This window comes from Tatumella morbirosei (genome assembly GCF_000757425.2).
Lineage (GTDB): Bacteria > Pseudomonadota > Gammaproteobacteria > Enterobacterales > Enterobacteriaceae > Tatumella > Tatumella morbirosei.
This window is the reverse complement of record NZ_JPKR02000003.1, coordinates 995,530-1,009,615: the sequence shown is the minus strand read 5'-3', so window position 1 is coordinate 1,009,615 and position 14,086 is coordinate 995,530. Positions and strand designations below refer to the sequence as shown.

Sequence of the window (14,086 nt, the reverse complement as noted above, 5' to 3'; positions counted from 1 at the left end):
TAGAGAGTCCTTGTGATGTCAGGAATATGATTACGTGCTGATTGACCTAAATCCGCAGTTATGTTGTCGATAACAATAACGTTTACCAAGAGCAAGATCGCGTGCTAAAAGGTTAATAGAATTCATTGAAGCAATTAACAGGATTCATCATTGGTATGGAACGTATTGATTTTGCTGATCTTCAGGTTTTTCTGGTCGTTCTACGTTGCAGAAGCTTTAAACAAGCCTCTATCGAGCTTGGATTGTCGTCATCGGCGGTAAGCCACGCAATTCGCAGAGTAGAAACCAGGCTGGGTGCCAGACTGTTGAACAGGACCAGTAGGTCGGTTTCAGCTACAGGCCTCGGGCTGGAGTTTGCCGAAAAGTTAGCTACGGGATTTGATGCTATTTCATTGGCTCTGGATACTGTAGATGCGCCAGGCCGGGGACGATCGGGCGTATTGCGTCTGAACGTCTTTGCAGATGCTTCAACACAATTAATTGCCCCGGCTTTGAAAGAGTTTGCTTCAGAGTGGCCGGAAGTCAAATTGACAGTTGTTGTTGAAGACCGACCAGTCGATATTACTGCCGGAGGATTTGATGCAGGCATGCGTTACGGTCATTTGGTACCTGAAGACATGGTAGCCGTTGCATTGACAGGTGCACAACGCTGGATAGTTGTGGGTTCTCCTGAATATATCAAACAATACGGTGTTCCCGACTGTCCGGCTGAATTGTCAGAACATAATTGCCTGCAATTATTACTTGGAAACAATGCAAGTTTTCGTTGGGAGTTTGATTCTCCTGAAGGCGATTTCAGTATCAACGTCCCGGGAACTATCACGATAAAAGATACTGCTACGACCATTGATGCTGCAGTCCGGGGGATTGGTCTTGCGTATGTGCTGGAGTCTCGTGTTCATGCCGAGCTTGCAAATGGTTCTCTGATGAATGTAATGCCTGCATATTTTTCTCTGGGGGAACCGTTCAATATGTATTACAGCCATCGTCGGTATGTACACCCTGCTTTGCGCGGGCTGATTAATATAATACGTAAAAATAATGGATTGTTAGCGCTCCCCGGGACACCTCGTCACAATTAGACTGGCTTTGTTTAGGTGGTGAGGATGAACCTGAAATAGTTACCTCTGACTGTCATGTGGTTAGTTTCAGTTTGATAATTTTTGCGCGGACTGGATAAAGAGTCAGACTGGCTCCTGCGTAACTAAGCTTCACTACACTCTAATCAGTAAGGTATGACGGGGGTTGAACCCGTCAAGATTTCTCCGTCCGTGACGGTTACTTTTACCATTTTAAAATCGAAGGCAATAAAAAAGCAGCCATAACAGGCTGCTTTTTAAGGGATTATTTGGTCGGCACGAGAGGATTTGAACCTCCGACCCCTGACACCCCATGACAGTGCGCTACCAGGCTGCGCTACGTGCCGACGCTGGACTCACATAGTACGTATAATTTTGCAGATTGCAATATCTGCAAGCGCTAACTGACTCATAAATAATCAGTTTGCGATAAAACGTTTTTCTTCCGTCAGGACCTGTAACAGCAAGCCCAGCTCCGGTCTTTGGTTGCGCAGTCGCTGACCCTCGGCATTGTAAGTGGTGTAATTCCCGTCATTATCCAGTACCAACGTAGAATCCGGAGTAGTGATGATCAGACGGTTATTGTTATCGCTGGCGGTGACCCAGTGATGCCGTTGTTGCGGGCTAAACAAATCCTCGCCCTGGGAGTAATTTTCTGGCGCTGTAGTGACGTGCAGCAGACGCTGCATCAGCGTGGTCATAATATCCTGGTGCTCGGTGAGATTTTCTACCGACTGTGCAGGGGTAGATGGCCAGTGTACGACTAACGGTACCTGTAACCGCTGGCGGTTTCCATCACTATTATCATCTCCGCTTAATGCCACACCACGGCGTGCTGTGATTATCACGACTGTATTGTCCAGTTTTCCCTGTTGCTGCAGGACAGAGAGAATCTGACCAATTTGCTGGTCGGTATCGCCAGCGGTGCGGTCGTAATTTTGCTGGCGGGCAGCAGGGGTCTTACCGCTGGCATCGACTCCGTCCAGAGAAACCCAGGAGAACCAGGGGGCAGTCGCCCCCTGCTGCTGCTGTAGCCAGTCCTGCCATTGCGCCACGGTCTGTTGATCATTTTGCTTTTTGGCAGGTGGCAGAGAATAATCGGCCAACAGTGCCTGGCGATATAATGGCTGGTTAAACCCTTCTGAAGAGAATAAACCAAACTGATATCCCTGAGTATTCAGAGCACTTAACAACGCCGAAGGTGTCCGGCTGGCCAGAATTCCATCCATATAGCTGGATGAAATTCCATAAAACAGACCGAACAAGCCGTTTTCGTTGTTCTGACCGGAACTGTAATGGTGCATAAAGCGCACATTCTGGCTGGCAAACTGACTCAGAATTGGAAAGTTTTTAGCTACAGACGATTCATTAATGCCGTTGACAGTAATCAGCAACAGATTGTGATGGGTGGCATTTTTTTCAAAACTGATATCGCTCAGTGGGTAAGCTACCGACACGGCATCCGGATCACCTTGCTGAATCAACCGGCGTTGATATTCTTCCGGGTCCAGTAAACCATGTTTCTCCAGGAACCGTCGGGCGGTCATCGGATACGACAATGGCAGATTGGCCTTCTGCATGGTAATGGGGCGATAGAAATTAGCGTCCGCCCAGATATACATCAGATGACTGGAACAGAAGGCGACGATAAACAACACGGCCAGTGGTTTGCCGAAACTTCGGCGGTTAAGGCTCCGCAGTTTCTGCCAGCTCCAGGTTGCCAGGAGTATCTCGACAAGAAACATCAACGGGACTGCAATAAACATTAATTGCCAGTCGCGTGTCATCTCACTTTGTTGTGGGTTGACGACCAGATCCCAGACCACCGGATTCAGGTGGAGATGAAAACGGTCAAACACTTCGCTGTCTACCAGCAGCAGTGTCAGACCGCTGGTGGCCAGAATCGCTGACAGTGCCCGCAACAATCGCTGCGACATCACGATAAAGGTTAGCGGGAAGATAATCAGCAAATAGACGGCAAATACAATAAAACTGAAATGACCGATCCAGCTACAGTAAGCATAAATTCTGCCCGCCAGTGAGGCAGGCCAGTCAGTGACCAGCAGATAACGGCTGCCAAGAATAAGCGCAAAAAAGATATTAAACAGGGCGAACCAGTGGCCCCAGCTTATCATCTGGGAGACTTTTTCCCTGTAGCGCTGCTGGTTGTTTACCATAGTGATCAGATCATATCATTATTAATGTGCATGATCTTCGCGGACAGAAGCCTGCAGGGCTTCCGCGAAGGAACGAGCCAGTGTATGGCGCTGTGCGGGAGAAACACTGGAGTTGATCAGGTTGGTGACCATGTTACCTAACACCATCAGGGAGAGGTCGGTCGGAGCCTGGTTTTTTTCCAGCACTTCTGCCAGTTCTGCGAGGATCTGTTCCACGCGTTCGTCACTATATCGGGATGATTGAGGCATATTATCAGTTAACTAAGTCGTAAAAGGCGGACATTCTACTGCAAACGCCGTTTTTTTTCTGCAATTTTATTGCTTGTTTATCTTAAGCACTCAGGCATTTTTGTTAACCTCTGTTGTAACGTATTACTGCTGTTTTTTCACTTTTTTTCGCATTCATGCTGTTTTACTGCCTGTACGCTCCTGGTCAGAGAGAGTCTGTGGTGTTGTACCAGCGATTTGCATTGAAAGACGGGCGGGGCAATGGTTGAATACGCATCTGATTGAGAAGGAGAGTCTGCCATGAGTCTGGATATTGACCAGATTGTCGTACACCAGTTGATTAAACGGGGTGAAGACCAGCTTGAGCTGGTACTGCGCGATTCACTGCTGAGCGCAACGGAAGCCGTCGCTGAGATGCTGGAAGAATTACACCGTGTTTACAGCGCTAAAAATAAAGCTTACGGCCTGTTTAACGAAGACAGTGAACTTGCTGAATCACTGCGCGAGTGCCGCAACGGAAATCAGGACTTTTTGGCTTTCAGCCGCGCAGCTACGGGCCGCCTGCGTGATGAGCTGGCGAAATATCCGTTTGCCGATGGCGGGGTGGTATTATTCGCTCGCTATCGTTATCTGGCCACCGAATATCTGCTGATCTCTGTACTGAATAGCCAGAGTAGCATGCGGGTCAATGAGAGTCTGGATATTAGTACTACCCACTATCTGGATATTAATCATGCAGATATTGTGGCCAGAATCGATCTTACTGAATGGGATACCCGGCCGGAATCTTCACGCTATCTGACGTTCCTGCGCGGTCGGGTGGGGCGTAAAGTGGCTGATTTCTTTATGGACTTCCTGGGAGCAGGGGTAGGACTGGATACTAAGGCTCAGAATCGCAGTCTGTTACAGGCTGTTGATGACTACTGTGATGAAGCGAGTCTGGATAAAAAGGAACGCCAGGATTATCGTCAGCAGGTCTACACCTACTGCAACCAGCAGTTGCAGGCTGGCGAGGAGATAACCGTACAGGAATTATCCGGTGAACTGCCGTCGCTGGGGGAAAAAAGTTTTGAAGATTTCACCCGGCAGCAGGATTATTCGCTGGAGGAAAGTTTTCCTGCAGATCGCGGGACTTTGCGTCAGCTAACTAAATTTGCCGGCAGCGGCGGGGGACTGACACTTAATTTTGATGCAATGCTGCTGGGCGAGCGAATTTTCTGGGATCCGGCCACAGATACGCTGACGATAAAAGGCACGCCGCCTAATCTGAGAGATCAGTTACAACGCCGTACTTCAGGTAAATAACGGTTGAAACTTCAGCGATAAAAAAAACGCCGCATTATGCGGCGTTTTTTGACTGGCTGTGCAATTAAGCGCGAACGAAGTCGATGTGTGCCAGTTTTGGCTTGAACGGGTGACGCTGAACAGCCTGAACTTTGACTTTGGTTTCTTTACCGTCAACTACCACAGTCAGAACTTCTGAGTAGAACTCAGGATTGATCTGCATGTTGATAACAGCGTCATGATCCAGTTCGATAGCTACAGCTGCTTCGTTTCCGCCGTAAATAATGGCTGGAAATTTGTTAGCTGTGCGCAGGCGGCGGCTCGCACCCTTACCCTGCTCTTTACGTACTTCTGCATTAATAGTGAACATCTTAATTTCTCATTTTAATTCTGCTACAGGCGACCCAGCAACAGAAGGTTATCCCAATGTACTTTTACCGAATGTAAAAGTGCGCGGCATTATAGCCGCTTCCCTGGCAGCGGGCAAATAAATTCGGGCCACAAGGGCTTAACGAAGCTGATTGGCCTTACGGTAACGCCCCTGATAATCAAACACTTTATGGCGGATTTGCCAGAAATGACCTTTCTTACGGGCAACAATAAAGTCGGGATGACGGAATAGTTCATCGCAACCGGCCAAATCCGCCGCATTCTGCCAGCGTAACGGGGTGCCTGGCGCTTTATGATGATGGCGGATAAAGAGGAGTTCAAAAATATGACGTTGTGCGGCGGTTTTCAGGCGAAACTGTTCGCTGACATCACTGCCATCTTCGTCATAATAGGTCACTTTCAGCCATTCCCCGCGATTATCCTGACCTGGTTGCAGGGTCATTCCGGCACAGCGTAACACCAGAGCATCCTTTAGTTTCAGTGCGGCCCTGAGCATATCGTCAGGGTCTGCCAGCACACACTGACAGTGATGACAGACTCTGGCAGCAATATCATTTTCCGCATTACACTGCGGACAGGATTTAAAACGAAACCTGAAATCACATTGCTGTCGTGGCTCGTCAGGAGGCTCAATCATTCCCTGGCATCGGCGTCCGAAATGTTCGCTGATGGTCCCGTCGGCCGTCATCTTTCCCCAGAAAGTATTGGCAAATCCGCAGGCAGGGCAAAACACCTGTACGGGCTGATTATCACTGGCCCCTTTGGGGCTACCAATTTCCGGACTGTACAGATCGTGGGGATTTCCCGCATAGTCTAGAATCAGGCAATCCTTCTTCCCTGCCGACAGACGCAATCCGCGACCGACAATCTGTTGATACAAACTCACTGATTCGGTCGGGCGAAGAATCGCTATCACATCCACATGCGGAGCATCAAAACCGGTCGTCAGAACAGACACATTGACCAGATATTTGATCTGTTGTTGTTTAAATGCCGTAAGAGTTTCGTCACGCTCTTTTGCCGGGGTCTCACCACTGATCAGCGCACTTTTCGGGGGTAACAATCCCAGAATTTCCCGGGCATGCATCACGGTGGCCGCAAAAATCATGACCCCGAGCCGTTGTTCAGACAGTTCAATAATCTGCTGTATAATCGCCGGAGTGACTCTGCGCTGCTGACGAAGCTGTTTATCCAGTTCCCGCTCTGAAAACAATCCTTGTTGACCATCGAACAGTGCTGAAAAGTCATAATGCACTACCGGCATATCCACGCGCTGAGGTTCCACCAGATAACCCTGTTTAATCATATAGCGTAAGGGCAGTTCATAAATACATTCATGAAACATCGCCTGCTCGTCACCCCGTACTATGCCGTGATAGTGAAAATGATAAATCCAGCCTTTTCCCAGCCGAAAAGGGGTCGCTGTCAGACCCAGCAATTTTAGGTCAGGGCGCCGCTGGCGCAGATAACTGAAAATGGTCTGATACTGGCTGTCATCATCGTCGGCGATACGGTGGCATTCATCGACAATGACCAGTGAAAATTCAGCATCAAATGCATCAAGGTTCCGTGCGACAGATTGCACGCTGCCAAAAACGACTTTTTCCTGGCTCTGTTTTTGCTTCAATCCGGCAGAAAAAATGTCCGCCGACAGGCCCAGGGCCTGAAATTTGGCATGATTCTGGGCCACCAGCTCTTTCACATGCGCCAGCACCAGAACTCTGCCCCGGGCTTTACGAGCCAGTTCAGCGATAACCAGACTTTTGCCGGCCCCGGTAGGTAACACAATCACTGCCGGTTGCGGATGCTGACGGAAATAACGAATGGCGGCATCCACCGCTTCCTGCTGATAAGGGCGTAAAGTAAAAGACATAAAACATCACTTTTGTAAGGAGTATCGCATCGGATGACATATCACCACTGACAGCCAGCTTAGGTTCACGTTATAATGACAGAACGAAAATGGCGATAAGTGCCATTGTATTTTCCCTTCGCTGCAACAGGCAAAAAGAAATTCATGCGACTTGATAAATTCATCTCTCAACAACTGGAAATCAGCCGGGCTATTGCCTCACGAGAAATTCGTGCACAAAAAGTCACTGTGGATGGCGAAATCATTAAGGACAGTGCTTTTAAGTTAGAACCGGAGCATCAGGTTGAGTATGACGGCAACAGTCTGCAACAGCAGACAGGCCCGCGGTATTTCATGCTGAACAAACCAGAAGGTTATGTCTGTGCAACGGAAGATGAAGAACATCCGACGATTATCTATTTTCTTGAAGAGCCAATGGCGTGGAAGCTGCATGCTGCCGGGCGGCTGGATATTGATACTACCGGACTGGTATTACTGACCGATGATGGTCAGTGGTCGCATCGCATCACTTCTCCGCGCCATCATTGTCAGAAAATCTATCATGTGACGCTGGAAAATCCACTGGGTGATCAGGTGGCGGAACAATTTGCCAAAGGTATTGAGTTACGGGGCGATAAAGATGCGACTAAGCCAGCCTCTCTGGAAGTCCTGAGTCCGACAGAAGTATTACTGACCATTAGTGAAGGTCGCTACCACCAGGTGAAGCGTATGTTTGCAGCCGTCGGTAACCACGTTGTGGCATTACATCGCCAACAGATTGGCGAGATTGTGCTGGATGACGCGCTGGAACCGGGGGAATACCGTGAGCTGACCCGGGAAGAGATCGACAGTGTCGGGTTACCGGTTGAATTACAGAAAAAATAGCGGGTCGTTAGTTATTTTCGTGGAGATACACCTTGAGGTTGATTGTTATTCTGGGTTTGCTGGCGATGCTGATGCCACTGTCTATCGACATGTATCTGCCGGCGATGCCACAGATTGCACGTGAGTTAATGGCGCCCGATGGTAAGGTACAGATGACGCTGAATGCCTATATTCTGGGCTTTGCCGTCGGGCAGTTATTTTACGGGCCGCTGTCTGACAGTCTGGGGCGGAAAACCGTACTGCTGCCGGGAATACTTATCTTTATTCTGGCCGCAATAGGATGTGCGATGGCAGGCACCATCGACCATCTGATAGGGATGCGACTGGTGCACGGGCTGGCAGCTGCTTCAGCCGGAGTGGTTATCAACGCGGTTATACGTGACAGCTATTCCAGTGCAGAGTTTTCCCGAATGATGTCGGTGATGATGCTGATAACCACCCTGGCGCCGCTGGTCGCGCCTATTCTCGGAGGGTGGTTATTAATGGCAGGTAACTGGCAGGCTATTTTCTGGGTACTGGCGGTTGCGGCAGTCATTGGATTCCTGCTGGTTGCCTTTGTCATTAAAGAATCGTTACCGGCAGAAAATCGGCAACCACTTCATCTGAGAACTATTCTTAGTAATTTCATCATTTTGTTTCGTAATAAAAAAGTCTTCAGCCTGATGATGGCCAGTGGCTTTTCTTTTGCTGGTTTGTTTTCATTCCTGAATTCGGGCCCGTTTGTGTATATCAATCTGTATCACGTTTCTCCACAACATTTCGGCTATTACTTTGCGCTCAATATCGTGTTTTTATTTGTGATGACGTTAATTAATAGCCGGGTGGTGCGTAAAACTGGCCCCCTGTTTCTGTTCAGAATGGCGTTAATTATTCAGTTTATTATGGGGTTGTGGTTGTTGCTGGTCTGCGCATTTCACTTAGGTTTTATCCCACTGGTGGTGGGTGTGGCTGCTTTTATCGGCTGTGTATCGATGGTGGCATCGAATGCGATGGCGGTAATACTTGATGAGTTCCCACATATTGCCGGCACAGTCTCTTCGCTTGCCGGAACTTTGCGTTTTGGTATCGGGGCTATTACCGGAGCGGTATTGTCATTATTCAGCTTTAATTCTGCCTGGCCAATGGCCGGAATGATTGCCGGATGTGCAACATTATCGGTGTTACTCTTCTGGTATGCTTCACGCCACAAAGTCGCCTGAGATTCACAGTCAGCAAAAGCCCTGGCCTTTTCAAAGTTCAGGGCTTTTTGTTATTTATGTTTATAATTTGTAATTAAGATGATAAGAATGTGAATGACAACTGACCCCGGTGGCAAAATGAACAGCCCGGGCAGCGAAACGTTGTCATGACTTGCTGAGATACGGCCACGCTTTCTGTTTTACAATTCATTTTTGGGGGAATACTTTTGGACAAACTGCCATTGCCGATCATCCATCGTTTACCCCATATTTACCGCTGGTCATCAGAGTCACCCGCAACGCTCATCATTCGTGAGGCAACTGAGGCCGCATCGGCTTTAGATGTGATTATCTTTGAATTGCTGGACGGGCAGGGGGGACAGTCACAACAGATGATGTTGTCGTTACAGGAAATGCTATCGGATATCGACACTGACAGTCGGGTGCTGGAATGGCAGGGAGCGAGTTGTCTGTTGGTCGCGAGTGACGATGAGGCGAGCGTCAATTGCTGTCTGAAAAATAACGGTGTCGCGATTACCGAAACTTTCGCCCGGCGATAAACAGGTTTTGCAGAAATAAAAAAACGCTACTCATGGCAGCGTTTTTGTCTGGCTATAGACTTTAAAGACTTAATGACATTAACTCTGAACGTTGTTGCTTAAAACCCGTCTTGCTTCGCGATAGCGAGTTTTCCAGTAACTGTCATTAAGATTTGAAATCATTACCCCACTGCTGGTTGATGCATGGACAAAGTTATTATTGCCCAGATAAATCCCTACATGGCGACCGGTAGAACCTGCGCGGAACAAGACCAGATCACCCGGACGTAATTTATTACGTGCAATCTTAGAACCGGTATCCTGCTGACCTGAGGTCGAGCGCGGTAAGTCCAAACCAAACTGTTCGCGGAAGGTACGCTGTACAAACGCAGAACAGTCTATACCGCGTTTAGTATCACCCCCCATCCGGTAACGTACACCTTTCCAGTCAGCGTACTGATCCATAATTTTGGTTTTAACATCCACATTACGGACCATCTGTTCAAATTCATCCTGAGACGCCTGAAGTAAAAAACCGCTTTGGTTTTTAACTTCATGCTTCTCTACTCTGGCCGTATTATTGCCAGGTGTACTACAGGCTGAAAGTAACGTTGCTAATGCAATTGCGGGCACAACCCGCCAGATATATCTCAGAGTCGGTTGAGATTTGACCATTATAGATAGTTTCCTTCAAAGTCCTTACGACAAAATGCCGCTAGCCAGATAACAGAACAGAAAGAGAAAAATCAGTGGGGATAATAAACATTATTCCTTCAACTGCAGGCCAGTTACAGCAACCCGCGGGAAGATTAAGCGTTTATGTAAATGCAACCCCTGATATAAAAAGCAGATTACCGCATAAAATGACAACTGGCGAGAGCTTTTAAGCAATTTTTTGATATAGATTAATTCGAAAAATTCGCTAAATGACATTTCTCGCAATTTATTACCTAAACCGTCCTTCACCTTAAGCTGATTCTGGAGGGTTTTCCCGCCAGAAAAATCACTTTTTTAGGTAGGGTTCGCAAAAAATATTCTAAAAATCATGGGTGTATTCAGGATTATTTGTTCCGGTTGTTCTCAGGGGGCTGCTTTATCACGAAACGGGTAAATGTCTCAGAATGTAAAATTCGATAATATTTTCTGACTCAGGCCGCATGCTGGTGCAACAAGCACTATAACAGCCCACAACGTTGGGTCATCAAGGATCTCTGCTGCAGCGACTTCAGTCAGAAAAAATGGCTACCGGTTGTGGCCATATTGCAGTGTATTGTTCGGAAATTGACCATACACTCTGCTTAATTATATTCCTGGCATACAAAATGCTTTAGTTGACGAGTTGAGCTGAAAGAAAATAACTAAAGCATTGCTAACCAGACTTTATGTCGGGATACAACATTAAGAGGTATGTATGGCGAAGGGCGCATTTAAACAAAAATTAGGGCTGGTGGACCTGAGCCTGCTAGGGATAGGGTCAATGATTGGGTCTGGGTGGCTGTATGCCGCGCTGACCAGTTCAGGATATGCCGGCGCTCAGACTGGGTGGGCGTGGATCCTTGGGGCTATTATTGTATTGCTGATCGGTCTGGTATTTGCTGAACTTTCTGCGGCAATCCCGCGAGCGGGCGGATTTGTGCGCTATCCAAATTTCTCACACGGTAATGTTGTGGGTTTTGTTATCGGTGTAAGTTCACTGCTGGCTTATACCAGTACCGCGGGTGTAGAAGTGGAGGCGGTACGTCAGTATGCACAATACTGGTGGCCGGCCATCAGTAATCCCGACGGCAGTCCGACCGGACTAGGTTTTATGGTACAAATTCTACTGCTGGTAGGTTTTTTCCTGCTTAACTACTGGAGTGTGAGTGTCTTTGGTCGGGTAAATACCATTGTCACGACCTTTAAATTTATCGTGCCGTTATTAACGATTGGTACGTTATTTATGTATTACCACGGCGCAAACCTTGATGTACCCCCTCCACCCCCTGGCGGAGCACACGGTATCTTCACTTCACTGACTGGTGCCGGAATCGTCTTTGCGTATCTGGGGTTCCGCCAGGCGGTAGACTTCGCCAGTGAAGCTAAAAATCCACAACGTAACGTTCCACTGTCGATAATGATTGCGATTGCTGTCAGCTTCGTTATCTATATCGCCTTGCAATATGCCTTTATGGGGGCAGTGCCTTCTGAAGCTTTAACCGCCCACGGCTGGGACGGACTGAAGCAAATCTTCCAGTCACCTTATGCCGATCTGGCTCGTAGTCTGGGGATTACCTGGCTTATTAACCTCATCCTGGTCGATGCTGTTATTTCTCCGGCGGGAACAGGAAATATTTATCTGGCGGGTGCCAGCCGGGTGTTATTTGCCTGGGCACGTAACGGACATTTATTTAAAGTTTTCGGTCAGGTGGATGCAAAATCAGGGGTACCTCGCGGAGCCTTGTGGTTGTCACTGATTCTGTCTATAGCCTGGACGTTACCGTCAGAATTCCAGGTGTGGGGCGGTTTGATTGGTGCCGTGACATCGGCCACGGTGTTTACTTATATGCCCGGTCCTGTCACGCTCGGCGCGTTCCGTCGTCATCTGCCAGATATGGCTCGTCCATTCCGCTTACCGGTTGCGGCAATTCTAAGCCCGCTGGCATTTGTGGCCAGTACACTGCTAATTTACTGGAGCGGCTGGTCAGTTAACGAATTACTGATTCCTATCCTGATCCTTGCCTGGCTGGGTTATGCCATCTTCGGTAAGAAAACAGTGACCTCGGCTCGTGACCTGAAATGTTCCTGGTGGCTGCTGGTCTATTACGTACTGGTGTTGCTGGTGTCTTATCTGGGAACCTTTGGAGGTACCAATGCAATCAGCGCGCCTATGGATATGATCCTGGTCGCAATTATTGCGCTGGCTTGTTACTACTGGGGAGTGGTAACCAGTCTTCCGGTGCCAGAAATTGTTGACCATGAAGAACTGGCAGACTAACGTTTTTTCAGTAAGTTTATTGGCTGTTAGCCGGTAATGAAAAGCGCCCGATAGGGCGCTTTTTCTTTGTATCCAGAAAACCCTCAGCCAGGCTGGGGGTTCCGTAAAGCTTTCAGCTTTGGGCCGTATATAAAAAAACCTTTTGATTTGTTAAAACACCTTGCGTTCTGGCAACGGTAAAGGTTCAACAGGAAATCAAAAGGGGGTCCCAATGAGGGACGAAAAGAGCTTAGCGCATACCTGATGGAACTGTAAATATCACATAGTTTTCGTACCTAAGTACCGAAGACAGGTCTTTTATGGAGAGCGGCGAAGGGCAACAGGGAGCATTTTAAGGAAGCTGCGTGAATGGAAAAATGTGAATATCCTGGAAGCAGAATGTTGTGCTGATCATATTCATATGCTTTTGGAGATTCCGCCGAAGATGAGTGTATCGGGATTTATGGGTATCTGAAGGGCAAAAGCAGTCTGATGCTGTATGAACAGTTCGGAGATTTGAAATTTAAGTATAGAAACAGGGAGTTCTGGTGCCGGGGATACTATGTAGACACGGTAGGCAAGAACACGACAAAGATACAGGAATATATAAAGCACCACCTCGAAGCGGATAAAATGGGAGAAAAGTTGTCGATCCCATATCCGGGAAGCCCGTTTACGGGTCGTAAGTAATCCAAAATGCAAATGTCAGATTGCGACGCGCCTGTTAGGGCGCTGCTGGTAAGAGAGCCTTACAGGCGCATTTAAAAAACCTCCGGCTATGCCGGAGGATATTTATTACTTATATAATTACTGGCGACGGCCTGGTAATTTCCTGTCGAGAAAATTCACCAGTCGATCACTGCCTGAAGTTAACAGCCACCAGCTCATCCCGACCAGCACGACTGAAAGCGATCCCACTGCAATATCAGTAAACCAGTGAGCCCCGGCCATGACCCGTGGCAGAGCAAAGACGAAGAAAATAATGGCGGCTTTAATAAAGGCGCGGCCACCAAAGTAGCGCCACATAAAACAGGCAAAGATCATCAGCATCATGCCGTGATCGCCGGGAAAACTGTCTGATGAAGCATCTTTGGTCGGAATACCGGTGAGTTCACCCACACGGTGAACATTTTTGAAGAATAATGTCGGGCTGGAATGTACCACGGGGATCTGATGTCCCAGTTGGTTCAAAACTACGGCGCTCAACAGCATAGTGACACCAATAGCCAGCATGCGATGGCGGCCGGGAATAGTATTTTTTTTCCAGTATGAATAATACAGCAGGCCCATGGCGATGAGCGAGACCAGATCAAATCCACGGAAATTAGTGATTGCCACAAATTTAGCGAACCACGGATGTGTCACCATACGGTTGTTAAAGTCGAAAAATATCGATTTATCAATGGTAAACCAAAAACCGTGGTGTTGTGGAACAAACCACGAAAAAAACAGAGCAAAACCCAGAGCATTCAGCAACAGGATAGTTATCAGACGTGAAGGGCGCATTTTTTTAACTCAAAG

The 14,086-nt window shown here is 47.9% G+C and carries 12 protein-coding genes, 1 tRNA gene and 1 pseudogene; 7 read left to right on the top strand and 7 right to left on the bottom strand.

Annotated elements, in window-relative coordinates:
- Nucleotides 1-155 precede the first annotated feature (155 nt).
- Nucleotides 156-1,082, top strand: a complete 927-nt coding sequence (locus HA49_RS07490; RefSeq protein ID WP_038021643.1) for a LysR family transcriptional regulator — start codon at nt 156-158, stop codon at nt 1,080-1,082.
- 267 nt (nt 1,083-1,349) lie between these two features.
- Here the strand turns inward: HA49_RS07490 and HA49_RS07485 are convergent.
- The 3 genes from HA49_RS07485 to HA49_RS07475 all read right to left on the bottom strand — a co-directional run bounded on the left by HA49_RS07485 (nt 1,350) and on the right by HA49_RS07475 (nt 3,505).
- Nucleotides 1,350-1,426, bottom strand: a tRNA-Pro gene (locus HA49_RS07485).
- A gap of 72 nt (nt 1,427-1,498) precedes the next feature.
- Nucleotides 1,499-3,256 (bottom strand): LPS biosynthesis-modulating metalloenzyme YejM, encoded by a 1,758-nt coding sequence (yejM, locus tag HA49_RS07480; protein ID WP_038021642.1) that lies wholly within the window; start codon nt 3,254-3,256, stop codon nt 1,499-1,501.
- A gap of 21 nt (nt 3,257-3,277) precedes the next feature.
- Nucleotides 3,278-3,505: a YejL family protein gene (locus HA49_RS07475; protein ID WP_038021639.1), complete on the bottom strand. Its 228-nt coding sequence runs from the start codon at nt 3,503-3,505 to the stop codon at nt 3,278-3,280.
- Nucleotides 3,506-3,784: 279 nt separating this feature from the next.
- Here HA49_RS07475 and yejK point away from each other — a divergent pair, with 279 nt between their 5' ends.
- Nucleotides 3,785-4,789, top strand: a complete 1,005-nt coding sequence (gene yejK / locus HA49_RS07470; RefSeq protein WP_038021636.1) for a nucleoid-associated protein YejK — start codon at nt 3,785-3,787, stop codon at nt 4,787-4,789.
- Nucleotides 4,790-4,853: 64 nt separating this feature from the next.
- Here the strand turns inward: yejK and rplY are convergent, their stop codons facing one another.
- Nucleotides 4,854-5,138 carry a 50S ribosomal protein L25 gene (rplY, locus tag HA49_RS07465; protein ID WP_038021634.1) on the bottom strand — a complete coding sequence of 95 codons (285 nt, stop codon included), beginning with the start codon at nt 5,136-5,138 and terminating at the stop codon, nt 4,854-4,856.
- 138 nt (nt 5,139-5,276) lie between these two features.
- Complete coding sequence (radD, locus tag HA49_RS07460) at nt 5,277-7,031, bottom strand: DNA repair helicase RadD (RefSeq protein ID WP_038021632.1); 1,755 nt, start codon at nt 7,029-7,031, stop codon at nt 5,277-5,279.
- A 144-nt stretch (nt 7,032-7,175) separates the two neighbouring features.
- Here radD and rsuA point away from each other — a divergent pair, with 144 nt between their 5' ends.
- The 3 genes from rsuA to HA49_RS07445 all read left to right on the top strand — a co-directional run bounded on the left by rsuA (nt 7,176) and on the right by HA49_RS07445 (nt 9,633).
- Nucleotides 7,176-7,895, top strand: a complete 720-nt coding sequence (rsuA, locus tag HA49_RS07455) for a 16S rRNA pseudouridine(516) synthase RsuA (protein WP_038021630.1) — start codon at nt 7,176-7,178, stop codon at nt 7,893-7,895.
- A 32-nt stretch (nt 7,896-7,927) separates the two neighbouring features.
- Nucleotides 7,928-9,094, top strand: coding sequence for a Bcr/CflA family multidrug efflux MFS transporter (locus HA49_RS07450; RefSeq protein ID WP_038021627.1), 1,167 nt, complete (start codon nt 7,928-7,930; stop codon nt 9,092-9,094).
- A gap of 206 nt (nt 9,095-9,300) precedes the next feature.
- On the top strand, nt 9,301-9,633 hold the full coding sequence (locus tag HA49_RS07445) for a YejG family protein (protein ID WP_052752457.1): 333 nt from the start codon (nt 9,301-9,303) through the stop codon (nt 9,631-9,633).
- A gap of 78 nt (nt 9,634-9,711) precedes the next feature.
- On the opposite strand, the gene mepS is transcribed toward HA49_RS07445, so the two are convergent.
- A complete protein-coding gene (mepS, locus tag HA49_RS07440; RefSeq protein ID WP_038021625.1) occupies nt 9,712-10,287 on the bottom strand; it encodes a bifunctional murein DD-endopeptidase/murein LD-carboxypeptidase in 576 nt (191 codons plus the stop codon).
- 736 nt (nt 10,288-11,023) lie between these two features.
- Here mepS and HA49_RS07435 point away from each other — a divergent pair.
- Together HA49_RS07435 and tnpA are read left to right on the top strand one after the other, a co-directional pair.
- Nucleotides 11,024-12,586, top strand: a complete 1,563-nt coding sequence (locus HA49_RS07435; RefSeq protein ID WP_038021623.1) for an APC family permease — start codon at nt 11,024-11,026, stop codon at nt 12,584-12,586.
- 262 nt (nt 12,587-12,848) lie between these two features.
- A pseudogene (gene tnpA / locus HA49_RS07430) lies at nt 12,849-13,255 on the top strand (IS200/IS605 family transposase).
- 117 nt (nt 13,256-13,372) lie between these two features.
- Here the strand turns inward: tnpA and HA49_RS07425 are convergent.
- Nucleotides 13,373-14,071 carry a phosphatase PAP2 family protein gene (locus HA49_RS07425; RefSeq protein WP_038021620.1) on the bottom strand — a complete coding sequence of 233 codons (699 nt, stop codon included), beginning with the start codon at nt 14,069-14,071 and terminating at the stop codon, nt 13,373-13,375.
- Nucleotides 14,072-14,086: the final 15 nt, after the last annotated feature.

What these genes read in the sequence shown, in the direction of transcription:
- radD (WP_038021632.1), bottom strand. Translation starts at nt 7,031, where the DNA reads ATGTCTTTTACTTTACGCCCTTATCAGCAGGAAGCGGTGGATGCCGCC.
- yejK (WP_038021636.1), top strand. Translation starts at nt 3,785, where the DNA reads ATGAGTCTGGATATTGACCAGATTGTCGTACACCAGTTGATTAAACGG.
- mepS (WP_038021625.1), bottom strand. Translation starts at nt 10,287, where the DNA reads ATGGTCAAATCTCAACCGACTCTGAGATATATCTGGCGGGTTGTGCCC.
- HA49_RS07475 (WP_038021639.1), bottom strand. Translation starts at nt 3,505, where the DNA reads ATGCCTCAATCATCCCGATATAGTGACGAACGCGTGGAACAGATCCTC.
- HA49_RS07435 (WP_038021623.1), top strand. Translation starts at nt 11,024, where the DNA reads ATGGCGAAGGGCGCATTTAAACAAAAATTAGGGCTGGTGGACCTGAGC.
- rplY (WP_038021634.1), bottom strand. Translation starts at nt 5,138, where the DNA reads ATGTTCACTATTAATGCAGAAGTACGTAAAGAGCAGGGTAAGGGTGCG.
- yejM (WP_038021642.1), bottom strand. Translation starts at nt 3,256, where the DNA reads ATGGTAAACAACCAGCAGCGCTACAGGGAAAAAGTCTCCCAGATGATA.
- HA49_RS07425 (WP_038021620.1), bottom strand. Translation starts at nt 14,071, where the DNA reads ATGCGCCCTTCACGTCTGATAACTATCCTGTTGCTGAATGCTCTGGGT.
- rsuA (WP_038021630.1), top strand. Translation starts at nt 7,176, where the DNA reads ATGCGACTTGATAAATTCATCTCTCAACAACTGGAAATCAGCCGGGCT.
- HA49_RS07490 (WP_038021643.1), top strand. Translation starts at nt 156, where the DNA reads ATGGAACGTATTGATTTTGCTGATCTTCAGGTTTTTCTGGTCGTTCTA.